This window comes from Nitrospira sp., from assembly GCA_029194535.1.
Taxonomy (GTDB): Bacteria; Nitrospirota; Nitrospiria; order Nitrospirales; family Nitrospiraceae; genus Nitrospira_C.
In genome coordinates, this window is the sequence record JARFXR010000002.1 from 732956 (window position 1) to 759726 (window position 26771).

Consider the following 26771-nt stretch of genomic DNA (forward strand, 5'->3'; position numbering starts at 1 on the left):
CCGCGTCTTCACAATCCCGCGCTAGGCGAACAGCGAACTCACCGACTCATCTTCATGGATGCGGCGGATGGCTTCGCCCAACAACGGCGCGACCGACAATTGATACAATTTCGGGCAGGTCTGTTCCTTGCCTCGTAGTGGAATCGTATTCGTCACGATGACCTGTTTGATGCAGGACCCTCGCAATCGCTCGAGGGCCGGGCCTGACAGAACCGCGTGCGTACAGGCGGTCCACACTTCACGGGCACCCTTGTCGGCGCAGGCCTGGGCTCCTTGCACGATCGTCCCGGCCGTGTCGATCATGTCGTCCAACAACAACGCGCTCTTGCCTTCAACGTCGCCGATGATGTTCATGATCTGCGTCTGATTCGGCCCCTCGCGCCGCTTGTCGATGATGGCCAGAGTGGCCTGCAACCGCTTGGCGAAGGCGCGGGCCCGTTCGACGCCGCCGGCGTCGGGTGACACGATCACGAGATCCTTGACCTTCTTCTTCGTGATGTAGTCCAACAGGACCGGCAACGCATAGAGATGGTCGACCGGCACATTAAAGAACCCCTGAATCTGTCCGGCATGGAGATCCATGGTCAGCACGCGGTCCGTCCCGGCCGTGCTGATGAGATCCGCGACCAGTTTGGCCGAAATTGGAACGCGGGGCTGGTCCTTGCGGTCTTGCCTGGCGTAACCGAAATACGGAATGACGGCGGTGATCCGGTTAGCGGACGACCGCTTGAGCGCATCGATCATGATCAGCAACTCCATCAGGGAGTCGTTGACCGGCTCGCAAGAGGACTGCACGACGAAGACATCTGCCCCGCGGACATTCTCCTCGATCTTGACCCGGATCTCTCCGTCACTAAAAGAGGCCACGGTCGCCTCGCCCAGTTTGACGCCCAGATAGGCGCAGATTTCATGGGCAAGGGCCAAGTTCGCGTTGCCAGAGAAAATCATCAGTTCTCTGCTCATCGGTCCCTCGAGCGGTCCTATGGATTAGCCTGTTCAGATCCTGACTGAGTCGTGGTTCGTCTCGACGACGGGCCGAAGTAGGCGAGCATTGGAATCCGCCTACCCCTGTTTGCTGCGCGTTGTTGAGGAAGCCAACCGAGGGAAAAGACTCTAACGGAATCCGCAGGGTCTTGTCAACCAAGCGCAGACAGCTACATGTTGCAGCGCATGGGCCATTAGCGGATGGCGAGCGGCCCCGAACAGGTCGGCACCACAAACGTTTTCAGCCGTTCATCGGACTGGAATTCCATCTGGGCGCGTCGTGCGGACTGTTCGTCCCCAAACAGTCCGAACACCGTGGCCCCGCTGCCCGACAAGAGCGCGATCTCGGCCCCCTGCGCGAGGAGTGCTTGCTTGATCCGACCCAAAGTCGGGTGCTTGGCGAAGACCGGTGCCTCGAAGTCGTTCTCCGCTGCCGCCTTGAGGTGCTGCCAATCCATCTGAGTCTCTTCGTCCAGTGCGCGCTGCCTATCCGACAAGGGAGTCACTCCCGGCCGGGAAGCGGCCAGTTCTTGGTAGGCCCATCTAGTCTCGACGGCAAATCCCGGATTCACCAGGACCGCCCAGCGGGCACCGCGGACGGCCACCGGCTTGACCACTTCTCCGCGCCCGGCGACGACGGCCGACGGCGAGAACAGGAAGAACGACACGTCACTGCCCAGCATCTGTGCAACGTCCCGCATCTGTATCTGAGACCATCCGAGGCTCAACAGCCGATTCAGGCCTATGATCGTCGCGGCCGCGTCGCTGCTCCCTCCGCCTAGGCCCGCTCCCAGCGGAATTGCTTTCTTGAGTTCGATTTCAAGTCCGACCGCCATCCGGGCCCGATCCAATACGGCGACCGCGGCCTTGTGGACGAGATTGTTGTGATCACCCAGTAACTCCGTCGAGTCGCATCGGAGACGAACCTCTTCTGAGGTCGACAGACGAAGACGCACCTCGTCCTCCAGGGCGACTGTCTGCATGATCGACCAGATATTGTGATAACCGTCGGAGCGACGGTCTAGGATTCGGAGGATGAGATTGATTTTTGCGGGAGCCAAGACGGTAACCGCGAACGAGGAGCCAGCTGGTTCGGATGCGGAGGCACGGTTAGTCACGACCTCCTTTTATAGCATACTTCTCCAGCCGATACCGAAAGGATCGAGTGTTGAGCTGCAGAAGACGCGCGGCCTTCTTCTTGACCCATCTCGTCCGCTCCAGCGCCTTCATCAGGAAATCCTTCTCTATGCCGTTGATCAGTCCTTCCAAGTCCAGGCCGTCCTCCGGAAGGTCCGTCGGGATTCCCTGCTGAGCCTGCGGTGCAAGCGAGTGATGCAGCCATCCGCGGATGTCGTGTTCCGTGACCGGCCCTCCCGCGGCGAACGCGACCACACGCTCGATCAGGTTTTCGAGTTCACGTACGTTGCCGCGCCATTCGTGACCGAACAGAACATGCATGGCCTCGGGGGTCAGAACCGGCGCCGTCTTCCCGCTATCCTGCGCGAACTTCTCCAGGAAGTGTTTGACCAGGAGAGGGATGTCGCCGGTCCGGAGCCGTAACGGCGGCAGGCGGATCGGAATCACATCGAGCCGATAGTACAGGTCTTCGCGGAAAGACCCGTCCGCCACGGCCTTCTCCAGATCACGGTTGGTCGCCGCGATGATGCGGACGTCGACCTTCATATCCTGATTGCCGCCGACGCGCCGAAATTCACGCTCTTGAATCACCCGTAAGAGCTTCACCTGAATCGGCGGGGTCGTATCGCCGATCTCGTCGAGAAAGATCGTGCCCCCGTTCGCCACTTCGAAGAGTCCGGCCTTGTTCGCCACGGCACCGGTAAACGATCCCTTCATATGTCCGAACAGCTCGCTTTCGAGCAATGTCTCGGGCACAGCGCTACAGTTCACCGCCACGAACGGCATCGTACTGCGGGCGCTGTTGTAGTGAATGGCCCGGGCGATCAGTTCCTTCCCTGTTCCGCTTTCTCCGCAGATCAGCACATTGCTCTTGGCGTCCGCCACCTTCCGCACCACGTCGAATACCTTCTGCATGGCTTCACTTTGACCGACGATCTGCGCGAAAGACGACTGGCTGGCCATCTCGCGCTTGAGCAACATGTTCTCGGTCGACAACCGTCGTTTCTCCAGCGCGTTGCGGATGATGAGCTGAACCTCGTCGACTTGAAACGGTTTCGTCAGATAGTCATACGCTCCTTGCTTCATGGCTTCGACCGCGGAATCGGCCGTGGCGAACGCCGTCACTACCAGCACCACCGTGTCCGGCGAAGAGGATTTGACCGCTTTGAGGACGGCCATCCCGTCGGCCTTCGGCATGCGCAGATCGGTGATGACCAGATCGAAGATGTCCTTGTTGACCTGGCCGATGGCCTCTTCGCCGTCGGACGCTTCCGTGACCGCGTAGCCGGCTCGCTTGAGCATGATGCTCATCACTTCACGGAGGCTCTGCTCGTCATCGACGACTAGGATCTTTTCCACGGTGTTCGTCCCTCATGCCAAAGCCGTACGCCGTCGCCCCCGGATCGGGGCATGCACACGACGAAGCGCGTCCCCTGCTGTCGATCGCTTTCTACTTTGATCCACCCTCCGTGCAGGTCGACGATACGATGGACCGCTGCCAGACCCAATCCGGATCCTTCTTTCTTGGTTGTGAAAAAAGGGAGGAAAATCTTGTCGAGATTCTCTTTCGGAATCCCTTCTCCCTGGTCCTGAAACGCGATCTCGATCACCTCTCCTTTTCGGCCTCCTGCATCGATTTGGCGGCATCCGGTGGCGATGCTCAGTTGCCCACCGTCCGGCATGGCTTCGAAGGCATTCGTCGCGAGATTCCAGAAGACCTGTCGCATTTGATTCTGGTCGATTTGAGCGACGAGCGAGCCCGATGCGAGCGTGGTCACGATCCTGATGTTCGAGCGGGTCCGTGCTTCATGTTGGACCAGATCCAGAGTCTCGGCAAGGACTTTGTTGATATCGGAGTCCACTAAATTGAGCGCCGGCGGACGGGCGTATTGCAGAAATTCCGTGATGATCGAGTTCAATCGTGTGGCTTCCCTGATCGCGATATCCATCAACCTCCGATCCGTATCGTCCGCCGCCGCTTCCTTCCTGAGCATCTGCATGGCTCCCGCCAACGCGCCTAGGGGGTTTCGGATCTCGTGCGCCATGCCCGCCGACATTTCACCCAGGTTGGCCAACCATTCTCTCCGGCGCATTTCCTCCTCAAGGTCCCTGATCTGTGTCAGATCCTTGAAGACCCCGACCAACCCCTCCTGTTGTCCCTGCTCGTGAAGCGGAGACACCGTCATACCCAACACGAGTCGGGTTCCGTCGGCACGCTTGCATTCCACTTCAAAACGGCTCACGGACACGACCATGCCGTTTCCGCCCTTAGGGAGCGACTGCGAGGGATGCCAATTGAATACCTCGCGCCACTGGCACCCAAGGACGCGAGACAGCGTGTACCCCGTGGCTTCCTGCGCGGCCGGATTGAAGGAGGTGATCGCCCCGCTCCCGTCAGCGGTAAATACCCCGCTGCTGATGCTCTGCACGATATTTTCGTGAAAGGCCTGGAGTCGGGTCAGCCCTTGTTCCTTTTCGCGTAACGATCGGTCGGCCTGTTGGAGTTGGTCGGCCAAGGTCCCGCTGAGTAATCCCACCACCAGGAGCGCCAGGGCATAGGCGCCGAAGGTCTGGAACGTCTCAGGACCGGTCAAATGGCTCTTCGACATCCACTCCCACCTGTCGGCAAGCCCGTAGAGTTGGATATTCGTCACCGCGCCGAAGAGAACGATGCAGCCGCATGCCGCGAGCAGTCCGACGCGTTTTCGCAGCACGAGACTCGCGACCGTCACTGTCATGACATAGAGAACCGCAAACGGGCTGTCGACGCCTCCGGTTCGCACCACCAACACGGTTTCCAGAAGAAAATCGATCCCTACTTGTGCCCAAAAAAATATCGTGAGGGTCGAGGGAGCGGCGAGAGAGGGAAGCAACAGGGCGGAAGGAATAGTGACCGCGTAGGTCAGGATGATGAGCGCATAGTACGTTTCGACTTGCCCTCCTTTTGTGGCTTGAAACACGAGGGACAAGGCGAGCATCAAGGTGACGATCGCCACCCGGAACGCCATCAACCAGCGCAGTCTGGCGCGCAATCCATCCATGTCGTCAGACGAGAAGCGATGCCTGTCAAACGGGGTTGAGGCGTGTTGGGAGATCATGGACCCGGTCGATGGTCGCGGAAGAAGCGGCCTGAGCAAGCCTACGGATCCACCGCGTCGAACCGCATCCGTAGAATCCGGCTTCGGGAAGCGGTGGCAAATGCACCGCTCTCCTACCCGATCGCCGACGCCATCTTAAAGATGGGAAGATACATCGCGATGACGATGAACCCGATGACGACCCCCAGGAACACCATCATCATCGGCTCGAGCAACGACGTCAGGGACGCGACCGCCTGGTCGACTTCGTCTTCATAAAAATCGGCGATCTTGCCCAACATCGCATCCAGCGCGCCGGTCGATTCTCCGACGGCGATCATGTGCGTGACCATCTTGGGAAAGACCTGACTCTGGGTCAGGGGATCGGCGATCGTCTTGCCCCCGCTGATACTGACCCTGGCATTCAACAGTGCTTCTTCGATCACCTTGTTGCCGGAAGTCTTGGCGCAAATCGAGAGGCCGTCCAGCAATGGGACGCCGCTCGACAACAACGTGCCGAGAGTCCGCGTGAACTTGGCCACGGAGGCTTTTCGAATGAGGTCCCCAAATACAGGAGTCTTCAGAAGGAACTTGTCGATCGCCATCCGACCTTTTGGGGTCGCATAATATTTCTTCACGGCGAATATCATCCCTACGACCAGCCCGATCGCGACATACCAATAGGATTGGAACGCGTTGCTGATCTCGATGACCAGTTGCGTAGGCCCCGGCAGCCCCACCTTGCCGCTCGACAATTCGTCGAACATTTTTGCGAAGATCGGAATGACCCAAATCATCAGCACCGTAATGACGATTCCGGCGACTCCCAGAATCGCCCCCGGATAGACCATGGCGGATTTGATTTGTCCCTTGAGTTTCATGGCCTTCTCGATGTGTTTTGCCAACCTGGTGAGGATCGTATCGAGCAGGCCGCCGACTTCACCGGCGTGCACCATATTCACGTACAAATCGTCGAACACCTTCGGATGGCGACGCAAGGCATCGGAAAATGTGGAGCCCGCCTCGACCTGCACTTTCACCTCACCGATCGATTCACGCAGAGCCTTGTTTTCCGATTGCGTGGAGAGAATTTCCAGACATTGCACCAGGGGAAGACCCGCATTGATCATGGTACCGAATTGACGCGTAAAGACCACCAAGTCTTTGTCGGTCAGCCCAGTCCCGAAGCTGATCTTGAATCCGGATTTTCCCGCTTTTTCGTCGAGACTGGTGACGACGATGCTCTGCTTGCGGAGTTGATCGACGGCTTCGTCCCGGTTTTTAGCGGAAAGTTCGCCTTTCCTGACGGCACCAGACCGGGAGCGCCCGACATATGCAAAAGTCGCCATAGATCACTCCACTGGCTACATGATGGGTGCGGAAGCAAGGCTTGCGAAATCCTAGACTCTATCGAGCGAGTCTACTGACGACCCCAAAACCTGTCAAACAAATGCACGTTCCGAGCAGGCATCCGACGTCGGTTCGTATGACGGACCGGGACACGGACTACATGCCGACGGAACCTGCCCGTCGATAGCCGCGATACAGGTAGTGAAATCCGGACAGCAGGGTGAAGGCCACCATGCCGAAGAGCAGGGGATGAAGGTACTGCAGGTCGATCTGACGGGAACTCAAGAAGATCACCAGGAGAACGTAGGAAAGTTGCAGGAACGTGGTGCCTTTCCCGAGGAGGGTCGGTGTAATATCGATCTCAGTCTCGGTGAGCTGCGCGACCGCGGTACCCAGCAGAAGCATGACGTCCCGACTGACCACCAGGATGGTGACCCACGAAGGGATCGCGTGAATCGTCGACAGCGTGATGAACCCGGACGTCAGCAGCAGTTTGTCGGCCAGAGGATCGAGGAAGGCGCCAAGGCGGGTTTTCTGATTCGCCGCCCTGGCGATTGTGCCGTCGAGTGCGTCGGTCACTCCCGCCACGAGCAACACCAGCAGAGCCTGGTCATATTGCTCATAGACCAGTAGCCCGATATACACGGGGATCAACAGAATGCGCAGCAGAGTCAAGCTGTTGGGAATATTCATGCTAGTAGGAAATGCCTCTTGTTTCGCGGTCGGATCAAAAAGGATAGGAGGGGCGTTCTGGGTTGTCAATCTCTTGCAGTCCGCCGGGACCTTCCCTATACTGCCGCCTGACAAGCCATCGGTTGGATCGGTCTCGTGGAGAACTCATGAATTCACTCGCATCACTCTTCAAAAAGGATGGATTGGTCGAGAAGCATCAAATCGAAGGGGTCGATCCCAGCGATCGCTACTTTAACCGTGCTATTCTCATCAACCGCACAACGTCCGGTTACGCGGCCAAGGCGATGTACGAAGCCCTGACCGTCGAAGGACAGTCACACCCGACGATCGCTGCGGCCGTGAAGGACCTCGTCGAGAAGCTTTCTCGGTTGGGCTTCCGCCGGCTTCGGACGCGGGCGAACTTCAAAGGCACGAAATATCTTGCCGAAAAGGAAACCTGGACCGACTACCCCGACCCTGCCTAGCCTTTCTCCTACAGCGCGAACTCTCGAATGATCAGATCGTGAATGCGCGGGCGAAATTCGCGGATCTTTTCATTTCTTCTGGTCGGATGCACGCGGTTCGACAGGATCACGACTTCTAGGTTTCGAATCGGATCTACCCATACCGACGTGCCCGTATATCCGAGATGTCCGAAGGCGCATTCCGAGAAATAGCTGCCGGAAGACGACGGCGTGGTCGGCGTGTCCCACCCCAAAGCCCAACTCGACTGCGGAACGTTCGTCTGCCGGGCAACAAAGCGGTGAACGAGGTCGGGAGAGAAGATCGTGTCCTTTCCGTGGTAAGCGTCCAGCCACGTTCCGGAAACGGCAAGGACTCCTTCGGCCGTCCCGAAAAGTCCGGCGTGGCCGGCGATCCCACCCAGCGCCGCAGCATTCTCGTCATGAACCTCTCCCCTCAGCAGTCTCTGCCGCCAGGTATCGTACTCGGTCGGTGCAATCCCCGCAGCCTTCTCGGTGGAGGGCTCGCCGCCGATACCCACTCGTGAGATGGGAGCAAACAGTAACGGACCGGCCCCGAGCGGATCCGTCACCGCCAGCCGATACCACTCGTCCAACATGACTCCGGCCACTCGCTCGACAAGGAGCCCGAGTAGGATGAACCCCAGGTCGCTATACAGACTCCTCGTCCCTCTGACATAGACCAACGGCTCGTTACGGATCAGGTCCAGCACCGCAGCCCTGGCGGCTATCGGCTCGATGCAACCAGATACCCCGACCTTCGCCGTCGTCCCTTCATATAACCGTTCGTACAACGGCCTCCATCCTGGGAGGCCGGAGCTGTGCGTCAGCAGGTCATTCACTGAGGCCTGTCCGACGGCACTACCCGCGAGTTCCGGCAAGCGATTTGCGATTGGATCATCCAGGCAGAGTTCGGCCCGCTGGACGAGCAGCAGGATCGAGGTGACGGTAACCAGCGGCTTGGTCAGTGACGCGAGGTCGTAGAGCGTGAAAACTTCCGCCGGCGGGCTGGCGGAGTCCGAAGACAACCGTCCCGCCGCGGCAAGATACGGCGCCTGTCCTCGCAACCTGACTGCGAGAACAACGCCGGGAAACACGCCGTCGTTCACGGCGGATTGCAACTCCGCATGAATCGCAGGCGGCAGTCTCATAAGAAATCTGAAAATGAGATCTTTCGGAAAGGACGGCAGGTATCCGAGCGACTGATCACTCCGGGGATCGCCCCGCAGATCACAACGCCTGGCTCGATTGCCCTTCGAGTTTGCCTTCAGGCGTGGTGTCCGCGTCGCTGAACGCCTCCTGTTCTTCGACTTCCAGCATTCGCTCGAACGTGCGCAATGTCGCACGAAGTCGTTCCACCATCAAAAACCGTTGCTTTTGAAGCGCCGTCACATCGCGCTGGGTGTTGTGCAACTCCACCCGAGCCTGCCGGATCATTTCTCCCGCCTTGAGCTCCGCTTCCTTGATGATGAGGTCCGATTCACGTTGGGCGCCGCGTTTGACGTCCTCAGCCAGCGATTGCGCGGACACCAGTGTGTTGGACAGCGTGACTTCCGTCCGCTTAAGTTCGGTGATCTGCTGTTCGAGGAGAACGATTTTTTCCCGCTGCACCGCGTTGTCCCGGTTCAACAGCTCGACGGTTTCGGCGATCTCTTCGAGAAAGCGATTGACCTCTTCCTTGTCGTAACCTCGGAAACTCATCTTGAACACCATCTGTTGAATGTCGAGCGGCGTGATCTTCATGGCGTCCCCCCAAACAGAAGTGTTATCAAGCCAGCGCGGCCATCCGGAACAGAGTAGGGACAATGAATCTCTGTAGAAAGATAATAATCAGAATAAGGACAACTGGAGAGATGTCCACTCCCAGTCGCCACCCTATTATTCTCCGAATGGGAGCCAGTGCCGGTTCGGTCAGCTTGTCGAGAAATTGAACGATTGGATTCCATGGATCTGGGTTCACCCATGAGATCAACGCACGGGCGACCACCACGTACATGTATATGTCGAGAACGTAGTAGACTATGTATCCAAGTGCGCTGAAGAAATTCTCGACGACAAACACTATTGTCCCAACTCCTGTGATCGCCTCGTGGCCGCCTCAACGGCCCCCATCAGTGTAGCACGGAAGCCACCTTGTTCAAGCCAGTGCAGGCCGGCAATCGTCGTTCCGCCGGGGGACGCCACGCGGTCCTTGAGGGTGGCAGGATGCTCCCGAGATTCCAACACCATTCGCGCGGCGCCAAGTACGGTTTGCGCGGCCAGGAGTTCCGCAGTGCCCCGAGGCAGGCCCATCTTCACCCCGCCGTCGGCCAATGCCTCGATGGCTTGAAACACAAACGCCGGACCGCTGCCGCTGAGTCCCGTCACCGCATCCATCAGCCGTTCCTCCACCTCCACCACCCGACCCACCGCTTCAAATATTGCGCGCACAAGACCAGCATCACGGGCCGGCATGTCGGCACCACCCGTAAGCGCCGTCATTCCTTCACGGACAAATACCGGCTGATTCGGCATGGCGCGGATGATGCCTCCGACGGCCGGAGTGTGCTCCGCGATAGCCCGAATGGGCACCCCGGCGATGATCGAGACGACGAGCTTCCCGGCGAGGAAGGGGCCGATCTCCTTCAACACACTGGGAAGCACTTGTGGTTTGACGGCCAGAATGACCAGATCGGCCCACGCAGTCAACGCACGATTGTCTTCGCCGACGCGGATACCGAACACCGCCTTCAATCGATCGCGTCTCGCGGCGACGGGATCAGTCGCCCATACGAATTCCGGCGAGCGCACCCGTGCACCGAGCATCCCGCCGACAATGGCCTCCGCCATCTGGCCGCCGCCGACGAAGCCCACCGATGTGACAGGATCAGGCATCTCGCCTCCCGAAGATGGCCGTTCCCACCCGCACAAGCGTCGCCCCCTCCTCTACAGCCACGACGTAGTCGCTCGACATCCCCATCGAAAGCTCCGTCATTCCGACCCCAGGAACGGCCTGGCCCGACAAGCGCTCGGCTAATTCACGCAGGGCGCGGAAATGGACCCTGGCCCGCTCCGGATTATCGACCGGCGGCGGAATCGTCATCAGTCCACGGATGCACAGGTGCGTCAGTCCAGAAAATTGCGAGAGCTGTTCCTCAAGCTGATCCGAAGAGAACCCCGTCTTCGTCGGCTCGTCGGCCACATTGACCTCCAGCAACACATCCTGCCGGATCGCCGCCGCCTCAGCCCGCCGCTCGATTTCCAACGCCAACTCCAACGTGTCCACCGAATGAATCATATCGAACCGTGCAACGACGTCGCGGACTTTGCGACGTTGCAGTCGCCCGATGAAGTGCCACCGGAGAGGATCGTCGCGAAGGGCCTGGATCTTGGGAATCGCCTCCTGCAGTCGATTCTCGCCGGCAAGCCGCAATCCCGCCGCAACTGCTTCGCGAACACGTTCGGCGGAAACCGCTTTGGTGGCCGCCACCAGTCGGACACTGTCCGGTTCACGGCCGACGGCCACCGCAACCTGCCTGATGCGATCCATCACGGCCTTGACGCGATCTGCGATTGAATCGGCCGTCCACACAGCCATGCGCGCGAAGCCCCTACTCCCACAAACACAATCTAGCCCGGCCACTGGCGAGCGTTAGCGGCGCGACATCAATGCTATGCCGCTGACCATCGTGCCGTTCACGCGTCCTTCCCGGCGATAAGAGTAGAACAGATCGTCATGACAAATCGTACATAGATTGACGGCGGTGACCTGCGCCGGTGCAATGCCGATCCGTTCCACCTGACGGCGAACCAGCTGCTTCAGATCCAGCCGCGCCCTGGCACCCCCGGCGCCCCGGACGACGGACTCCCATTCCGGCATCCGTTGCCGCAACGCACTCAGGACTGGCTCGTCAACCTCGTAGCAACAGGGTCCGGCCGAGGGACCGATGCTGACGCGAAGCTCCGCCGACATCACGCGAAACCGTTCAACGAGCAGGGTGATCGTCTTGGGGACGATTTCCGCTACCGCGCCGCGCCATCCCGCATGAATGGCCGCCACCGCCCGCCGCTGACGGTCATAGATCAGGACCGGCACGCAGTCCGCTGTTCGGACGGTCACGGTCACGCCCGGCTGATCCGTGATCAGTGCGTCCCACCCTCCGTCGAATCGATCGTCTTCGGTCAGCGGTCGGTTGAGAATCAACGCGTCGGTGCCGTGCACCTGCTTGACAGACAATAACCATCCCCTGCCGCGTGGACCCGCAGCCGGTACGCCGACTTCGAGCGCCAGGCTGTCGGCGTGACGGCGCGTACCGAAGAAATGACGGACGCCGTCCTGGGAGGAGGCGAATGCCGGCACGGTGATAACCGGACTGTTGGTGTGCACCGGACAACCTTTCCGATCAATCGGCTTGTTTTCTCAAGAACGTCGGCACATCCCATTCGTCCTCAGCCGGAAGCGCCGCCCGATCCATCGACTGGACCAGTTCACTCCGGCGCAAGAACGTCGGCCGATCGATGTCTTTGTGATGCCGGTTCGCCACGGGCGTTCCACCTCCGTTCATCGCCTGCGAGGTTGTCCGTGACGCGCGGGCCGCCCCCACCGGCACGGCCGCCGACTGTTCCTCGCGTTCGAACCCGGTCGCAATCACCGTGACGACCAGATCATCGCCCATATCGGGATTGATGACCTGCCCGACGATGATGTTGGCCTCCGGATCCGCGGTCTGCTGAATGATCGACGCAGCCTCCTCAATTTCATGCAGCGACATATTGGGACCGCCCGTGATATTCAGCAGCACGCCGCGAGCCCCCTCAACGCTTCCTTCTTCCAGCAATGGACTGCAGATCGCTTTCTGCGCCGCCTCGATGGCCCGATTGGTGCCGCGTGACACACCCATGCCCATCACGGCGCGGCCGGTGTGCGACATGATCGTGCGGACGTCGGCAAAATCCACGTTCACATGGCCGGTCGTGGTGATCACATCCGCGATGCCTTGAATCGCCTGACGCAAAACATCGTCGGCCACCTTGAACGCTTCCAGCAATGGCGTCGTCTTATCGACGATGCCGAGCAAGCGCTGGTTCGGGATCACCAACAGGGTGTCGACATGACGCCTCAGATCTCTGATGCCCTCATCGGCGTGCAACATCCGCCGGTGTCCCTCATACTGGAACGGCTTCGTCACCACTCCGACGGTCAAAATACCCAATTCCCTGGCGATGCTCGCGACAATCGGCGCCGCACCCGTTCCGGTCCCGCCGCCCATGCCGGCGGTCACGAAAACCATGTCCGCTCCTTCCAGACATTCACGCACTTGGTCCTTGCTCTCCAACGCCGATTCTTTTCCGATTTCCGGCTTCGCGCCGGCCCCGAGGCCGCGCGTCCTCTCAGGTCCCAACTGAACCTTGAAGGCGGCTCGTGATCGATCCAGCGCTTGCAAATCGGTGTTCGCGGCGATGAAATCGACACGCGCCAGCCCCGATGCAATCATGGTATTGACCGCATTGCACCCCGCTCCCCCGACCCCGATGACTTTGATCCGTACGGGGGAGAGGACATCTTCTTGAAATGAGAACATCAGGGCACCTCCCTTGAGCTAGCCGCGTGGCGGCCTTGCACCGCACGCGAGCGTTAAAAGAACTCAAACATCCAAGACTTCATCCGATCCAGTACCCGGCTGAGGGGCCGCCCGCTGCGCAGACCCGCCGCCGCCATTTCCTCAGTGTGCCGCCGTGCGTGCATCAACAGCCCTACGCCCGTCGCATGCATGGGATTGCTCACGATGTCACGAAGCCCGCCGATACCCCCAGGCACGCCGCGACGCGCCGGCAGATTGAGGACATGCTCGGCGGCATCGGGCATCCCGTCCAACAGCGAGGTCCCGCCTGTAATGACCACCCCGGCCCCCAGCATGCCTTCGTAGCCCGCCCGAGCAATCTCCCGGCGAACCAATTCGAACATTTCGTCGACGCGGGGTTCGAGAATCTCCGCGATATCGCGCCGCGAAAACGTTCGGGCCGGTCGGTCCCCCACCGAAGGTACTTCCACACGTTCATGGCCGTGAACGAGATCCGTGCGGGCTAGGCCGTACTGGACCTTGATCTTTTCCGCCTCCGTCTGCGACGTCAGCAGGCCGATGGCCAAATCTTTGGTGAGATTCTGCCCCCCGATAGGAAGCACGGCTGAGTGTCTGATGCTGCCGTCGAGGAAGATGGCCAGATCGGTCGTGCCACCGCCGAGATCCACCATGGCCACACCGAGATCCCGTTCTTCCTGACCGAGGACGGCTTCGCTGGAAGCCAGAGGTTGCAGAATAATGTCCACGACGTCGAGACCGGCGCGGTTGACGCTCTTGATGATGTTTTGAGCGGACGTGACCGCTCCCGTAATGACGTGCACGTTGACTTCGAGCCGATTGCCGGAAAGCCCGAGCGGCTCGCGAACTCCCTCTTGACCATCCACCATGAATTCTCTCGGGAGTACGTGGAGAATCCGGCGTTCGTGAGGAATCACGGCGAGCGTTCTGGCGCTTTCGATCGCGCGCTGTACGTCGTCACGGGTCACCTCGGATTTCTTCAGCGCCACCACGCCCTTGCAATTTTCGGCGGAAATGTGGCTGCCCGCGATCCCCGTGTAGACGGAGTTGATCTGGACCGCCGCCATGAGTTCCGCCTCTTCCACCGCTTTCTTGATCGATTCCACCGTGCTCTCGATGTCCACCACCACGCCTTTGCGGAGACCGCGGGAAGGGCTCGATCCCACACCGATGATGCTGAGCGACCCATCGTCCATGATCTCGGAGACGATGGCGCAGATCTTCGTGGTCCCGATGTCCAACCCCACGAGAATTTGATCCCGCTTCGCCACAGCCCTACCCCCTTTCCCGCACGATGACGCGATTGTCGTACCGCAGGTCCACTTCGCCGAGTTCGCGCTTCGGGCCATCGAGGGTACCGGGCTTGAACACGGCCTTCACCATGCGGAAGCGATTCCACTGATCCAATAAGGCATCGTGACCGAACTGGAAACGCATTCCCTTGATCGACGCGACAAGATTCAGCGGGTCGGAGACATCGATTTCCACACGCCCCTCGACGCTATGCGCCATCGTCCTGGCCAATTCAATCGACGACTGCACGGTCCGTCGCAGCTCGGACTCCCCCTGTATGAGGAGTTGCTGACCCGCCCCCATGATCAGCGGAAGCGACGGTTGGTCCCCATCGCCGAGACGCGTCAGCACGATTCCTTCTTCATCCAGCAGCAGATATTCCCACCCGACTCGCGCAATGGCGGCCGGCTGGCGCTCCACCACGGTGACCCTCAGGGTGTGCAACGGCAAACGCTCCAGCGTGGCCTCCTTGATCCACGCGATCGTCCGCAGTCGCTCAGCCAAAAAGAGAAGGCTGACCCGGTGCAGTGCCGTTCCGTTTTTCAGTGCCAACCGCTCGAATACCTCCTCACGCGCGACATGGTGGATGCCTTGGATCTGAATCTCTCGAATTTCCAGGCCGCGTTCGATGATCGGTGCGAGGTGGCGCATTCCCAGCACTCCCACCCATAGGCTCATCGCGAAGCCTGCCGCCCACGCGGCAATCCGTATTTTCGGATGCCAGGTCGCTCTGACACGTGCCCAGCGCCGGTGCCGACGCTCGCTCTCGACTTGGCCTCGCGACTCTCTCCAGCGGTTTTGCCGATAGGTGGGTTGTTCGGCTTTCGGCTTTCTTCTGAACAGGCGCATCATACCCGTCGCGTCCTTCCCTTCGATCTTTGAGGGGACATCCGTGCCACGGCTGATTCCAGGATCCGTTCCGTCAGGTCGTCGTAGCCGATCCCCGCTTGGGCCGCGGCCATCGGAAGGAGGCTCGTCTCGGTCATGCCCGGCGCCGTATTGATCTCCAACACATAGGGACGCCCGCGCGGCGTAATGCGAAAGTCAACACGGGCGGCCCCGGCGCAATTCAGGACTTCATACGCGCGCAACGCCAGCGAGCGGATCTTCCCGATGACGGGCTCCGGAAGCGGCGCCGGACAGAGATAGCGGGTCTTTCCCTTCTCGTACTTCGCGGAGTAGTCGTAAAAGCCACCGGGGGCGACGATTTCCACCGCCGGCAACGCGAGCGGTGCCCGTCCTGCTCGACCGAGCAACGAAACCGTGACCTCATGCCCGGGAATGTACGCTTCGACCACCGCATCTCGATCGTAGCGGTGGGCCAGAGCCAGAGCCTTGTTCCATTGTGCTCGTTGTTTCACGATGGTCACGCCGATCGTCGACCCTTCGGATGCCGGCTTCACGACCACCGGCCAGCGTAGTTTCGCCTTCCTCAAGGCTTGGTCGTCCGACAGAACCTGTCCGCGCTTCAGCACCAAGCCGGGAGGCACCGGAATGCCATGCGCCGCCAAAATCGTCTTGGTCGTGACTTTGTGCATGCCGACAGAGCTGGCTTGGACACCCGATCCCGTATAGGGGATGCCAAGGGTCTCGAGAAAACCTTGAATGGATCCGTCTTCTCCTCCCGGCCCATGCAGAGCCAGGAATGCGACAGCAATCCGATGCTTCTCAAGATCTCGACTTAAGCCGGAGCCGACGTCGATCGCGACGGCGTCGTATCCTCTCCGGCGCAGGGCACGATGAACAGCCGATCCGGTACGGAGCGACACCTCCCGCTCCGAAGACTGTCCTCCCATCAGGACTCCGATCCGACCCCTGGTCAGTAGGGAACGTTGGGGCATCGTGTTAGTTCAGTCGTCGACCTTTATCGAAGGTCGCGGCTGCCATCCGATCGTGACATCCGTAAACGCTCACCGTCCGGCCTCCCCGACGATCCGGAGTTCGAGATCCAATCGCACACCAGTCTGTCGCTTGATCGCCCGCCGGACTTTTCCGATCAAGGCGATGACGTCGGCGGCCTGCGCTCGCCCGCGATTGACGATGAAATTGCCGTGTCTGGTCGACACTTCCGCATCGCCCACGCGCAACCCCTTGAGTTGCATCATCTCGATCAGGCGGCCCGCTGAATCGTTCGCCGGATTCTTGAAGACGCACCCGGCGCTGGGCATCGTGAGCGGTTGCGTATCACGCCGATACTGGAGATACTCTTTGACCACCCGCTCGATGTCTCCCCTGATCCCCTTGCGCAGTTGCAGCCACACGCCGACCACGATGCCCTTGGGCAACTTGGCGTGCCGGTACTCGAAAGGAATCGCCCAGGCCGGAATGTCCTGGATCAAGCCGGCGGAGGTCACGACGCGCACGGCTTTCAGCGCATCCTTCATCTCGCCCAGCCTGGTTCCCGCATTCATGACGACGCAACCCGCGACAGTGCCGGGAATTCCCGCCGCCCATTCGAGTCCGGCGAGAGCCCGCCGGACGGCATAGCCGATCAACGTCGGCATTCCCACACCCCCTTCGGCGTACAACACCTCTCCTGGCTCTTCTCTGATCGTACGGAACTTCCCCAAGTGCACCACGATCCCCCGGATGCCGCCGTCGCGGATCAAGAGGTTCGTGCCGCCCACGACAAACAGAGGGATACCGTGTGCGCGTGCTTGCATGGCCAGGCGACAGACATCGTCCACGTCGGCCGGTTCGACCACGACGTCGGCCGGCCCTCCGATCTTGAACGACGTATAGGAGTCCAGCGGAACATCAAAGCGCACCGTTCCTCTGACCTGCGCCACAGCCGCTCGGATGTCCTTCTTCTGAAACTTCGCGCCGGCATGTTTTGCACCGCCCCGCAATCTCGCGCGATTCATCGTGTCATGTACCGGGAGCCAGCCTCGACAGCAAGACGGGCCCAGATTTCCAAATATCGCCGGCGCCCAGGGTTAACACCAGATCTCCCGGTTTGATCTCCGGTAACACCCGATCCACCAAGTCCTCTTTCCGCTCCACGAATGTCACCGACGGATGGCCTGCCGTCCGGATCGCCTCGGCCAACCTGGCCCCGGAAATGCCCGGAAGCGGTTGTTCACTGGCCGCATAGATGTCCGTCAGGAACAACCGGTCGGCATCGACGAAGGCGCGTGAAAAGTCCTCCAGCAGATCTCTCGTTCTCGTATAACGATGCGGTTGGAAGAGGACGATCAAGCGCCGGTCGGTCCATCCCTGTTTGGCTGCCGCCAGCGTGGCCTTGATCTCCGTCGGATGATGGCCGTAGTCGTCCACCACCATGATGCCCGCTGCTTCTCCCCGCAGATGGAACCGTCGCTCGACGCCCGTAAAGGCCGCCAGCGCCTTGCGGATTAAGTCCGTCGGCACGTCCAATTCGATCCCGATGGCGATCGCCGCCAGCGCGTTGGAGACGTTGTGAATGCCCGGAACCGAGAGGCGGAACGGACCGAGATTGCGTCCTCGAAAGAAGGCGCGAAATTCGGCCCCCCACTGTTTGAGGCTGATGTCGGTCGCCCGGAAATCCGGCGAGATCCCGTCGGCCTCACGCAATCCATAGGTTTGATACCGCTTCACGATTTTCGGGAACAACGCTCGAAGCCGGTCGTCGTCAGAGCAGAGAACCGCCAAACCATAAAACGGCACCTTGTTGATGAACTCAAGAAAGCTTTCGTTGATCCGCTCCATACTGCCGTAATGGTCGAGATGCTCTCTGTCCAGATTCGTCACGGCGACGACTGTCGGAGACAATCGTAGAAATGAGCCGTCGCTTTCGTCCGCTTCCGCTACCAACAGGTCACCTCGCCCCAGCCGCGCATGGCTTCCGAGCGCGTTGACCTTGCCGCCGATGACCATTGTGGGATCCAATCCACCCTGTGCGAGCACGTTGGCCACCATCGATGTGGTCGTGGTCTTGCCATGGGCACCGGCAATCGCCACGCCGAATTTCAGCCGCATCAACTCGGCCAGCATCTCTGCCCGCGGGATCACCGGGACCTGTTTCGCCTTGGCGAAACTGACCTCCGGGTTCGTGGGAGAAACCGCGGACGAAATCACGACGACCTGCGCATCGCCTACATTGGACTCCTGGTGACCGATGAAGATGCGCCCGCCCAATTCTTCCAAACGTCGTGTGGTATCGGAGGCCTGCAGATCCGAACCGCTGACTTTGTAGCCGAGCGTGAGCAGCACCTCGGCGATCCCGCTCATACCCGCCCCCCCGATTCCTACCAGATGAATCTGTTGTGTCTTCCTGAACATCGGTGGTTGCCTCAAGCGGCTGATCGGCTGCGATGGATTGAACCCCCGTCCGTTTTGCTGTCTGGTACCATCAGAGTGCCCACGCTCCAAGAGACTGACGCTTATCATGCCCACCTCCTACGAGTGCGTAGCATTCGCGGACGATCGTCTCGGCCGCGTCGGTTCGTCTCAACGACAGGCTTGCCATCGCCATGGCATTCAGCCGCTCGGAATCATCGGCCAGCGCACCGACGAGGCGCGCCAGCTTCTCGCCCGTGAGTTCGGCCTGCGGCAGCAGCACGGCGGCACCGGCCGCTTCCATGACCTTTGCGTTCTTGGTCTGGTGATCATAAATAGCCGTAGGCAGCGGAATGAGGACCGCCGGCTTCCCGCATGTGGTCAACTCCGCCACCGTCATGGCGCCGGCGCGCGCCACTATCAGATCCGCTGCCCCAATCGCCGTCGGCATATCGTAGATGAAAGGCGTGACGGAGGCTGAGATTCCGGCGCAACGATAGGCTTCCGTCACTCGAGCGTGGTCGGGTTCGCCCGTCTGGTGTGTGATGGTCAGTCGCACTCGCGCGTTGCGCATCATCTGAAGTCCCTCGATGACGGCGCTGTTGATGGCTTTCGCCCCCTGGCTGCCGCCGAAGATCAACAGACGGAACTCTCCCGGCTCGCGGCGCATTCGAGGAACCCTGGAGGCCGCCTCGACAAACGAGCTCCGTATGGGCGTGCCCACGACGCGAACCTTGGTTCGGTCGAACCCCTCGGTGGCCGACTCGAACGCCAGAAAAATCCGCTGTGCGAACGGACCGACCGCCTTATTCGCCATCCCCGAATTCGCGTTAGGTTCAAGAATCACACGCGCCACTCCAGCCGCGGCTGCCGCGGTTACCATCATGGGACTCGTATACCCACCGACCCCGATCACCAGACGCGCCCGCCGATCGCGCAGAATCCTGAGGCATTGCCAGAAACTCAGCGGCATCGCGGCCAGGCCCTTCAGCATGCCAACCGGTCCCGTCCCCATGACCGGTTTGGCGCTGATCAACGCCAATTCGAAACCTTCGTGTGCCAGCACCTTGGATTCCAAACCTCGGGACGTTCCTACAAACAGCACCTGCACGGCAGGATCGCGCCGGAGAAACTCCTGCGCCAGCGCGACGGCCGGATAGAGATGGCCGCCCGTTCCTCCCGCCGCAATGATGATCGTCATCCGTGATCCAAGTCACCGCGCCCGCCTTTGATGCCTCCGGCATGGCGATCCCGCGAAATGCTCAAGAGGATACCGACGCCGACAAAATTCACGATGAGTGACGACCCTCCGTAGCTGACGAACGGCAAGGTCAGGCCCTTGGTCGGCAACATACCGGTCACAACTGCGGCATTGACCAGCGCTTGAATCCCGATCAGAAGGGTGATACCCAAGCCGAGAAACCTGCCGAACGGGGCGCGCGCACGCGCGGCAATTACAAATCCTCGCCAGACAAAGACCGCAAACAGCAGAATGACGGTTGCCGTGCCGGCCAGCCCCAATTCTTCGCCGACGAGTGCGAGAACAAAATCGGTATGGGCTTCCGGCAGGAAAAACAGTTTTTGTTTCCCTTCGCCCAATCCCACTCCCAATGGTCCGCCGCTGCCGAAGGCCAGAAACGATTGAGTGATCTGAAAACCCGCGTCGGACGCGTCCTTCCACGGCGCCAGAAATGTCATCAATCGGTGTCGTCGATAGCTCGAGCCCAGCACGAGGGCGGCCATGATCGGAATCGCGCAAAGACTCAAACCCGCCAAATGGGAAACCTTGGCTCCGCCGAGAAACAAGAGCCCCAAAGTCACGAACCCCATGACAACAACCGTACCCAGGTCCGGCTGGAGCAGCACGAGCCCGCTCAGGAGTCCCATCACGATCAGCACGGGCAGCAGCCCTTTGCCGAACAGCGCGACCTTCTCCTTCTTCTTCGTCAGGTAGTAGGCGAGATAAATGACGGCAGCAAGCTTGACCATTTCGGCGGGCTGAACCGAAATCGGTCCGGCCCGAAACCACCGTCTCGCTCCCTTTGTCACGACGCCGACTCCCGGGATCAAGACCACGATCAGGAGTGCCGCCATACAGATCAGGATGGGGATAGCCAGCTTCTTCCACAACATGTAGTCCACGCGCGACATGCCGTGCATCAGGAGCACACCCAATCCAAGCCAGGCGACCTGACGCTTGAGAAAAAATTCCGGATCCTGGAAACGGTTTGCCGCCATAATCGCGCTGGCGCTGAACACCATGACCAATCCCACCAACGCCAACGTGAGCGTCACGACCAGCACCGTGTGATCGATGGGCACACGTTGTTTGCTCGACCGTTGACCGGCTGTCTGCCATGGCAGAGACAGCGTACCCGCAGCCCGCGATGCCATCGTGTTGCTCCACCCCTCCCAAGTCGCGCCCGCTACGCCGGTAAGGACAGGACCGCATCCTTAAATTGACGGCCTCGGTCCTGATAGTCCCTGAACATGTCGAAGCTGGCGCAGGCCGGCGAGAGCAGGATGACCTCGCCGGCCGAGGCTTCCCGCGCCGCATATTCGACGGCCTCGCGCAGGGAGCCGGCATCGATCATCGCCGTCGCGTCGTGCCAAGCACGCCGAAGCAGCGGCGCCGCCTCTCCGATAAGAATCGCGTGTTTGACCCGCCGGCGGACCGCGTCGGTGAGACGGGAAAAATCTCCCCCCTTGTCACGCCCCCCGGCAATCAACCAGATCGGATGATCAATGCCCTCAAGCGCCTTCAGCGTGGCATCGACGTTTGTTCCTTTGGAATCGTTGACGAACCGGACGCCGCGGCGTTCGCGGACGAACTCCAAGGCGTGTTCAAGACCGGGAAAGGCGGTCACAGTTTTCCTGATTGTATCGAGCGGGCACCCACAGAGCGCGGCATAGGTCGAAGCCGCCATGATGTTCTCCACGTTGTGGCTCCCCAGCATCCGGACCTCGCTCGCTCGGCAGACGGCCTGGCGCGACCCGGTCACTGTCGTGACGATGGTCTCGCCGTCGAGAAATGTCCCGCGCTCGACGCCTGAGTCAATCCTTCCCGTCCGGGTGAAGCCGACGCGACGCGAGCGGACCTGCCCCTTGAGTGCCGATACCCTGGGATCATCCAGATTGAAGAGCGCGTAATCCTCCGCGGTTTGATTCTCGAAAATTCTAGCTTTGGCCGCGAGATAATCATTCAGCGAGTCGTAGCGGTCCTGGTGATCGACGGTGATGTTGAGGATGCCCGCGATCCAAGGGTGGAATTGATCGACCGTCTCCAGTTGAAAGCTCGAGACCTCTACGACCAGGTAATCGAACGGATCCGCTCGCCCTTCCTTCTTCGCTTTCACCGACGTGCATGCCGCGTCGCTGAGGGCGGTGCCGAGATTCCCGCCGACAAAGACGCGCTTGCCCTGCTCCGTCAACATCTTGCCGACCAAGGTGACGGTCGTGCTCTTGCCGTTGGTCCCAGTGACGGCCAGCATGGGTGCAACGAGAAATCGCGACGCCAACTCCAACTCGCTGATCACTTTGACCCCGCGCCGGCGGACGCGTTCGAGGGATTCCATACGATAAGGAACACCCGGACTGATCACCACCAGATCGGCGGCCTCGAGCGAGGTCTCATAGTTCAATCCGACGGCCACCTCTACTGCCTCACAATCGATGTCTCCGAGCGCCGATTGAAGTTCGCTCGGTTCCTTGCGGTCTGAGACCGTGACGCGGGCGCCGACCTCCAGCAGGAGACGGCAGGCCGCCACACCGCTTCGAGCCAACCCCATGACCGTGACGCGAGCCCCTGTGAGACTTGTTTGCTCCACTGCCACCATGGCACTCACCGCAGCTTCAATGTACTCAGGCTCAGCAATGCGAGAAGGATGGCGATAATCCACAGCCGGACCACAACCTTCGGCTCCTCCCAGCCCTTCATTTCAAAGTGATGGTGAATCGGTGCCATCAGAAAAATTCGTTTACCCCGTGACTTGAACGAGATGACTTGAAAAATGACGGAGATCGCCTCAATGACGAAGACACCACCCACCAGGAGCAGCAGCAATTCATGCTTGCTGATGACGGCGACCGTGCCCAGTGCCGCTCCCAAGGGTAGGGAGCCGACGTCTCCCATGAATACGGTGGCCGGATAGGCGTTGAACCAGAGAAAGCCCAAGCTCGACCCGAGGATGGCGGCCGTGAACACCGCGATTTCTCCAGCTCCCTCTATGTGCGGAATCAGTAGATAGTCCGACATGATTCGATGACCGGCCACGTACGCCACGATCGTATAGGCCAAGGAGGCGATCATGACCGGGCCAATGGCCAGTCCGTCCAATCCGTCGGTCAGATTCACGGCGTTGGAACTGCCCACGATCACCAGGACGACGAATATTACATAGAACCAGCCGAGGTCCGGCATGACGTTCTTGAAAAACGGCACGCTCAGCCTTGTCGTGTATCCCGGCGTGAAATAGAGGGCGACCGCGATGATGAGCGCAATACCGACCTGCGCACTGAACTTCTGTCCGGCCGTCAAACCCTTCGAGCGCGCCTTGATGAATTTCAGATAGTCGTCTGCGAACCCGATGGCGCCGAATCCCAGTGTGGCGACCATCACAAGCCAGACATAGGCCCTGGTGATGTCAGCCCAGAGCAACGTCGACAGCAGAACGGCGAAAATAATCAGTACTCCCCCCATGGTGGGCGTTCCGCTCTTCGCCAGATGCCGCCTGGGCCCGTCGTCACGGATTTGCTGCCCGAGCTTGATCTCCTGCAACTTCCTGATCAGCCATGGCGTCAGAACAAAGGCGATCAGAAACGCCGTCACCGCCGCATAGATGATGCGGAAGCTCAGGTAGCGAAACACGTTCAGAAACGAATACTCCGTATGAAACGGATAGAGCCAGATATAGAGCATGCACCCTTTCGATTGGAACGGACCTTCAGCTCCTACGACGCTTCTTTCGTCATCGCTCTCATACCCGTCAGTCTTTGGACGACCTGCTCCATCTTCATGCCGCGCGAGGCTTTGACCAACACAACGTCACCCTGCCGAACCTCAGCCACGAGGAGATCGGCGGCGGTTGCGGCATCCGCGACCTCGGTGGTGGCCGCTCCGGGCATGCCGCCCTGCCTGGCTCCCTCGGCAATCTCCCGTCCCAAGGACCCGCACGCGATCAAGCGGGTCACCTCTCGACCGGCCAGAAACGCCCCGACCTCGCGATGCAACGCTTGGGTTTGCGTTCCGAGTTCCAGCATGTCTCCCAGTACCGCTACGCGGGCCCGGGCCGGAGTCCACTTCGACAAAAGTTCGATTGCGGCTTTCATTGAAGCGGGATTGGCGTTGTAGCAGTCGTTGATGATCTGAACGCCATGATGCGCGACGACCTGCGAGCGCATCGCGGCCGGACGGAACGCGGCCAACCCTTCCGAAATGGTTGTGCCCGATAGATTCAATGCAAGGCCGGTCGCAGCGGCTGAGAGGGCGTTGAGCACGTTATGGGCACCGTGAACCTTCATGGTCACGCCGACGGGACGCTCCCTGCCCGGCAGCAGCAGTTCGAATCTGGTTCCGCTCCTGACATCGAACGCCACCCGCGCGGCGCGCACGTCTGCCTTCTCCGACAGCCCGAAGGACACAACGCGAGAACGAGCGCGCGAGGCCAAATAGTCGAAATAGGGATCGTCTGCGTTCAGGACGACCGTACCGTCCACGGGAAGCAAGTCCAGCAGCTCCGCCTTGGCCTGGGCCGATCCCTCCATGCTCCCGAAGAACTCTAGATGATCTGGGCCGATGTTGGTGATGATGCCGATCGTGGGACGGACGATCTCGCCCAATCGCGTCGTCTGCCCGCGTGCGTCCACACCCATTTCAACGACCGCTGCTTGATGCCGGCGCGTCAACCGGAACAGCGTATGAGGGACTCCGATCCGATTGTTGTAGTTGCCTTCGGTTTTCAGCGTCCGCCATCGCCGGCCCAGCACCGCGGCGGTCATCTCCTTGGTCGTCGTCTTGCCGTTGCTGCCCGTCACGGCCACCACCGGAATCTCGAACCGGCTCCGGTGATGCATCGCCAATTGCTGATAGGCGAACAGCGGGTCGCGAACTCCCAACAGAAAGGGGACAGATCGACTGTCCCGACGTTTGGAGGCCGCAGGTCGGTATTGGTCGTGCACGATGGCTCCGATCGCGCCTTGCGCGAAGGCCGCAGCCACAAACTCATGACCGTCGAACCGTTCGCCCTGCAAAGCCACGAACAGATCCCCGCGCCTGATCGATCTTGAATCGGTGCTGATGTTCCTGATCCGTCGCTTGGCCGACGGAGCGGCCTCGCCGGCCAGGACCTTGACGCTGATGACCTCCCTCAGCTCTTCAATCGTAAAAAGGGTCATCGGTGGAGCCTCACCTCTCCATCGTCCACCATGCTGGACGTTCACGCGCAATTCCTCAACTGCCGGATGGCTTCTCGTGCGACCTCGCGATCGTCGAAATGAATCTTCGTCGTTCCGATGATCTGATAATCCTCGTGGCCCTTGCCGGCGATCAGAACCATATCCCCTGAACCGGCCATACGGATCGCTGCGGCGATCGCCTCACGCCGATCGGCAACAAGATGGTATTCCACGTGCTTTCGCCGCTGGAGCGCCTCATGGACGCCCACCTCAACTTCGCGCAGGATCGCCAGGGGATCTTCGGTGCGCGGGTTGTCGGACGTCAGGATGACGACATCGCTGTATTCAACCGCCGCGCGTCCCATCTTCGGACGCTTTCCTCGATCACGGTCTCCGCCGCATCCGAACACCGTGATGATTCGATGAATCTTGAGTTCGTGTGCCGCTGCCAACAGTCGCCGCAGCGCGTCTTCTGTATGAGCGTAATCCACGACCACGGTGAAGTCCTGACCAGCAGACACCCGCTCGAAACGCCCCGGGACATTGTTGACCTGCATGACTGCCTCGCGCACCTCGTCGCAGGTCGCCCCGGCGTGCAACGCAACACCGATCGCCCCTAGCAGGTTGTAGACGTTGTGCTCGCCGACCAATCGGCTCTCCACGGGAAACGTCCCGGCCGGAGTCCCCACGGTAAAGCTCGTGCCGGCGAGGGACAGCCGGATCCGCTCAGCCTTGAGTTCCGGGGTTCCGGTCATGCCGTAGCCCCAGACCGGCACTCGACAGGCGGCACGGACCTGGGGTCCGCGAGGATCGTCCATGTTGACCACCGCGCGCTGGCCAGATTTTCTTCCGTGCCCCAGTTCCGTAAAGAGCCGCAACTTGGCCTGGAAGTACTCTTCCATCGTTGTATGAAAATCCAGATGGTCCTGTGTCAAATTCGTGAAGACGGCCGCGTCGTACTCGCAGCCGGCGGTGCGATCCAAGGCCAAGGCATGAGATGAAACTTCCATTACGACGGTATTCAGCCCTGCCTTGAGCATCCTGGCTAAGAGACTCTGCAATGTGAGAGCGCCCGGAGTCGTGTGCGACGCCGCGATGGCTTCCTCTCCGATTTGGTAGGCGACCGTGCCGATTAAGCCGACCTTTCGCCCGATGCCTTCGAGCAACCCTTTGCACAAATAGGTCGTCGTCGTTTTCCCATTGGTCCCGGTTACCCCGACCATCGTCAATTTCGACGACGGATCCCCGTAGAAGCAACTACCGAGGATACCGAGTGCCTTTCGAGAGTCGGCGACACGGACGAGTGGAGTGCCGCCTGTCTCGACGGAGGATTGCGCGATCACCGCCACGGCGCCGCCATGCAAGGCCTTCGCGACGAACTCGTGGCCGTCGACCCGCTCCCCCTTGACCGCCACGAACAGACTGCCGGACACCACGGCCCGCGAATCATCCGTCACCATGACGATCGGTACCTGCAGGTCGCCGCGTTGCCCGACGATCTCCATCTGCCCTCGTGCAGCCGCGACCAGGTCCTCCGCCGTCATAAA

General features: G+C 60.3%; 25 protein-coding genes. 1 reads left to right on the forward strand and 24 read right to left on the reverse strand.

All coding sequences use genetic code 11. The annotated features are described in order from the left end of the window. Positions 1 to 21: 21 nt before the first annotated feature. The 6 genes from P0111_14940 to P0111_14965 all read right to left on the reverse strand — a co-directional run bounded on the left by P0111_14940 (position 22) and on the right by P0111_14965 (position 7241). Complete coding sequence (locus P0111_14940) at positions 22 to 963, reverse strand: ribose-phosphate pyrophosphokinase (GenBank protein MDF0645324.1); 942 nt, start codon at positions 961 to 963, stop codon at positions 22 to 24. A 215-nt stretch (positions 964 to 1178) separates the two neighbouring features. Continuing rightward, complete coding sequence (ispE, locus tag P0111_14945) at positions 1179 to 2102, reverse strand: 4-(cytidine 5'-diphospho)-2-C-methyl-D-erythritol kinase (protein MDF0645325.1); 924 nt, start codon at positions 2100 to 2102, stop codon at positions 1179 to 1181. Beyond that, a complete protein-coding gene (locus P0111_14950) occupies positions 2095 to 3480 on the reverse strand; it encodes a sigma-54 dependent transcriptional regulator (protein MDF0645326.1) in 1386 nt (461 codons plus the stop codon). The genes ispE and P0111_14950 overlap by 8 nt, the downstream gene beginning before the upstream one ends. Continuing rightward, complete coding sequence (locus P0111_14955) at positions 3465 to 5219, reverse strand: ATP-binding protein (GenBank protein ID MDF0645327.1); 1755 nt, start codon at positions 5217 to 5219, stop codon at positions 3465 to 3467. Before P0111_14955 ends, P0111_14950 begins: the two co-directional genes overlap by 16 nt. A gap of 113 nt (positions 5220 to 5332) precedes the next feature. Continuing rightward, on the reverse strand, positions 5333 to 6547 hold the full coding sequence (locus P0111_14960) for a type II secretion system F family protein (GenBank protein ID MDF0645328.1): 1215 nt from the start codon (positions 6545 to 6547) through the stop codon (positions 5333 to 5335). Positions 6548 to 6704: 157 nt separating this feature from the next. Beyond that, on the reverse strand, positions 6705 to 7241 hold the full coding sequence (locus P0111_14965; GenBank protein ID MDF0645329.1) for a CDP-alcohol phosphatidyltransferase family protein: 537 nt from the start codon (positions 7239 to 7241) through the stop codon (positions 6705 to 6707). A 146-nt stretch (positions 7242 to 7387) separates the two neighbouring features. Here P0111_14965 and P0111_14970 point away from each other — a divergent pair, with 146 nt between their 5' ends. Next, entirely contained in the window at positions 7388 to 7705 is a 318-nt protein-coding gene (locus tag P0111_14970) for a hypothetical protein (GenBank protein MDF0645330.1), read from the forward strand. An 8-nt stretch (positions 7706 to 7713) separates the two neighbouring features. On the opposite strand, the gene P0111_14975 is transcribed toward P0111_14970, so the two are convergent. The 18 genes from P0111_14975 to P0111_15060 form a co-directional block, all read right to left on the reverse strand. Beyond that, positions 7714 to 8853 carry a serine hydrolase gene (locus P0111_14975; GenBank protein MDF0645331.1) on the reverse strand — a complete coding sequence of 380 codons (1140 nt, stop codon included), beginning with the start codon at positions 8851 to 8853 and terminating at the stop codon, positions 7714 to 7716. Between the two features lie 79 nt (positions 8854 to 8932). Then, entirely contained in the window at positions 8933 to 9445 is a 513-nt protein-coding gene (locus P0111_14980) for a DivIVA domain-containing protein (GenBank protein MDF0645332.1), read from the reverse strand. 25 nt (positions 9446 to 9470) lie between these two features. Beyond that, entirely contained in the window at positions 9471 to 9764 is a 294-nt protein-coding gene (locus tag P0111_14985) for a YggT family protein (GenBank protein MDF0645333.1), read from the reverse strand. Next, the gene (proC, locus tag P0111_14990) at positions 9764 to 10576 is read right to left on the reverse strand and encodes a pyrroline-5-carboxylate reductase (protein MDF0645334.1); all 813 of its coding nucleotides are present in this window, start codon (positions 10574 to 10576) and stop codon (positions 9764 to 9766) included. Before proC ends, P0111_14985 begins: the two co-directional genes overlap by 1 nt. Next, entirely contained in the window at positions 10569 to 11279 is a 711-nt protein-coding gene (locus P0111_14995) for a YggS family pyridoxal phosphate-dependent enzyme (protein ID MDF0645335.1), read from the reverse strand. The genes proC and P0111_14995 overlap by 8 nt, the downstream gene beginning before the upstream one ends. A gap of 54 nt (positions 11280 to 11333) precedes the next feature. Beyond that, a complete protein-coding gene (gene pgeF, locus P0111_15000) occupies positions 11334 to 12068 on the reverse strand; it encodes a peptidoglycan editing factor PgeF (protein MDF0645336.1) in 735 nt (244 codons plus the stop codon). Positions 12069 to 12084: 16 nt separating this feature from the next. Beyond that, positions 12085 to 13263 carry a cell division protein FtsZ gene (gene ftsZ / locus P0111_15005; protein MDF0645337.1) on the reverse strand — a complete coding sequence of 393 codons (1179 nt, stop codon included), beginning with the start codon at positions 13261 to 13263 and terminating at the stop codon, positions 12085 to 12087. A gap of 53 nt (positions 13264 to 13316) precedes the next feature. Further along, on the reverse strand, positions 13317 to 14552 hold the full coding sequence (ftsA, locus tag P0111_15010) for a cell division protein FtsA (protein ID MDF0645338.1): 1236 nt from the start codon (positions 14550 to 14552) through the stop codon (positions 13317 to 13319). A gap of 4 nt (positions 14553 to 14556) precedes the next feature. Then, the gene (locus tag P0111_15015) at positions 14557 to 15426 is read right to left on the reverse strand and encodes an FtsQ-type POTRA domain-containing protein (GenBank protein ID MDF0645339.1); all 870 of its coding nucleotides are present in this window, start codon (positions 15424 to 15426) and stop codon (positions 14557 to 14559) included. Next, a complete protein-coding gene (locus P0111_15020) occupies positions 15423 to 16415 on the reverse strand; it encodes a D-alanine--D-alanine ligase (GenBank protein MDF0645340.1) in 993 nt (330 codons plus the stop codon). The genes P0111_15015 and P0111_15020 overlap by 4 nt, the downstream gene beginning before the upstream one ends. A gap of 69 nt (positions 16416 to 16484) precedes the next feature. Further along, complete coding sequence (gene murB, locus P0111_15025) at positions 16485 to 17438, reverse strand: UDP-N-acetylmuramate dehydrogenase (protein ID MDF0645341.1); 954 nt, start codon at positions 17436 to 17438, stop codon at positions 16485 to 16487. A gap of 4 nt (positions 17439 to 17442) precedes the next feature. Further along, on the reverse strand, positions 17443 to 18834 hold the full coding sequence (gene murC / locus P0111_15030; protein ID MDF0645342.1) for a UDP-N-acetylmuramate--L-alanine ligase: 1392 nt from the start codon (positions 18832 to 18834) through the stop codon (positions 17443 to 17445). Positions 18835 to 18904: 70 nt separating this feature from the next. After that, positions 18905 to 20032: an undecaprenyldiphospho-muramoylpentapeptide beta-N-acetylglucosaminyltransferase gene (gene murG, locus P0111_15035; protein ID MDF0645343.1), complete on the reverse strand. Its 1128-nt coding sequence runs from the start codon at positions 20030 to 20032 to the stop codon at positions 18905 to 18907. Then, positions 20029 to 21225 (reverse strand): putative lipid II flippase FtsW, encoded by a 1197-nt coding sequence (ftsW, locus tag P0111_15040; GenBank protein MDF0645344.1) that lies wholly within the window; start codon positions 21223 to 21225, stop codon positions 20029 to 20031. The genes murG and ftsW overlap by 4 nt, the downstream gene beginning before the upstream one ends. A 32-nt stretch (positions 21226 to 21257) precedes the next feature. Next, on the reverse strand, positions 21258 to 22667 hold the full coding sequence (gene murD / locus P0111_15045; protein MDF0645345.1) for a UDP-N-acetylmuramoyl-L-alanine--D-glutamate ligase: 1410 nt from the start codon (positions 22665 to 22667) through the stop codon (positions 21258 to 21260). A gap of 5 nt (positions 22668 to 22672) precedes the next feature. Continuing rightward, positions 22673 to 23749, reverse strand: coding sequence for a phospho-N-acetylmuramoyl-pentapeptide-transferase (gene mraY, locus P0111_15050; GenBank protein ID MDF0645346.1), 1077 nt, complete (start codon positions 23747 to 23749; stop codon positions 22673 to 22675). A gap of 32 nt (positions 23750 to 23781) precedes the next feature. Then, positions 23782 to 25224 carry a UDP-N-acetylmuramoyl-tripeptide--D-alanyl-D-alanine ligase gene (locus tag P0111_15055; protein MDF0645347.1) on the reverse strand — a complete coding sequence of 481 codons (1443 nt, stop codon included), beginning with the start codon at positions 25222 to 25224 and terminating at the stop codon, positions 23782 to 23784. A 41-nt stretch (positions 25225 to 25265) separates the two neighbouring features. Next, entirely contained in the window at positions 25266 to 26768 is a 1503-nt protein-coding gene (locus P0111_15060; GenBank protein MDF0645348.1) for a UDP-N-acetylmuramoyl-L-alanyl-D-glutamate--2,6-diaminopimelate ligase, read from the reverse strand. Positions 26769 to 26771 lie beyond the last annotated feature (3 nt).

Bases quoted from the DNA above. Each gene is read 5' to 3' on its own strand.
- P0111_14940 (MDF0645324.1), bottom strand. From the start codon at position 963: ATGAGCAGAGAACTGATGATTTTCTCTGGCAACGCGAACTTGGCCCTT.
- P0111_14955 (MDF0645327.1), bottom strand. From the start codon at position 5,219: ATGATCTCCCAACACGCCTCAACCCCGTTTGACAGGCATCGCTTCTCG.
- P0111_14960 (MDF0645328.1), bottom strand. From the start codon at position 6,547: ATGGCGACTTTTGCATATGTCGGGCGCTCCCGGTCTGGTGCCGTCAGG.
- P0111_14965 (MDF0645329.1), bottom strand. From the start codon at position 7,241: ATGAATATTCCCAACAGCTTGACTCTGCTGCGCATTCTGTTGATCCCC.
- P0111_14970 (MDF0645330.1), top strand. From the start codon at position 7,388: ATGAATTCACTCGCATCACTCTTCAAAAAGGATGGATTGGTCGAGAAG.
- P0111_14975 (MDF0645331.1), bottom strand. From the start codon at position 8,853: ATGAGACTGCCGCCTGCGATTCATGCGGAGTTGCAATCCGCCGTGAAC.
- P0111_14980 (MDF0645332.1), bottom strand. From the start codon at position 9,445: ATGAAGATCACGCCGCTCGACATTCAACAGATGGTGTTCAAGATGAGT.
- proC (MDF0645334.1), bottom strand. From the start codon at position 10,576: ATGCCTGATCCTGTCACATCGGTGGGCTTCGTCGGCGGCGGCCAGATG.
- P0111_14995 (MDF0645335.1), bottom strand. From the start codon at position 11,279: ATGGCTGTGTGGACGGCCGATTCAATCGCAGATCGCGTCAAGGCCGTG.
- ftsZ (MDF0645337.1), bottom strand. From the start codon at position 13,263: ATGTTCTCATTTCAAGAAGATGTCCTCTCCCCCGTACGGATCAAAGTC.
- P0111_15015 (MDF0645339.1), bottom strand. From the start codon at position 15,426: ATGATGCGCCTGTTCAGAAGAAAGCCGAAAGCCGAACAACCCACCTAT.
- P0111_15020 (MDF0645340.1), bottom strand. From the start codon at position 16,415: ATGCCCCAACGTTCCCTACTGACCAGGGGTCGGATCGGAGTCCTGATG.
- murB (MDF0645341.1), bottom strand. From the start codon at position 17,438: ATGAATCGCGCGAGATTGCGGGGCGGTGCAAAACATGCCGGCGCGAAG.
- murC (MDF0645342.1), bottom strand. From the start codon at position 18,834: ATGTTCAGGAAGACACAACAGATTCATCTGGTAGGAATCGGGGGGGCG.
- murG (MDF0645343.1), bottom strand. From the start codon at position 20,032: ATGACGATCATCATTGCGGCGGGAGGAACGGGCGGCCATCTCTATCCG.
- ftsW (MDF0645344.1), bottom strand. From the start codon at position 21,225: ATGGCATCGCGGGCTGCGGGTACGCTGTCTCTGCCATGGCAGACAGCC.
- murD (MDF0645345.1), bottom strand. From the start codon at position 22,667: ATGGTGGCAGTGGAGCAAACAAGTCTCACAGGGGCTCGCGTCACGGTC.
- mraY (MDF0645346.1), bottom strand. From the start codon at position 23,749: ATGCTCTATATCTGGCTCTATCCGTTTCATACGGAGTATTCGTTTCTG.
- P0111_15055 (MDF0645347.1), bottom strand. From the start codon at position 25,224: ATGACCCTTTTTACGATTGAAGAGCTGAGGGAGGTCATCAGCGTCAAG.
- P0111_15060 (MDF0645348.1), bottom strand. From the start codon at position 26,768: ATGACGGCGGAGGACCTGGTCGCGGCTGCACGAGGGCAGATGGAGATC.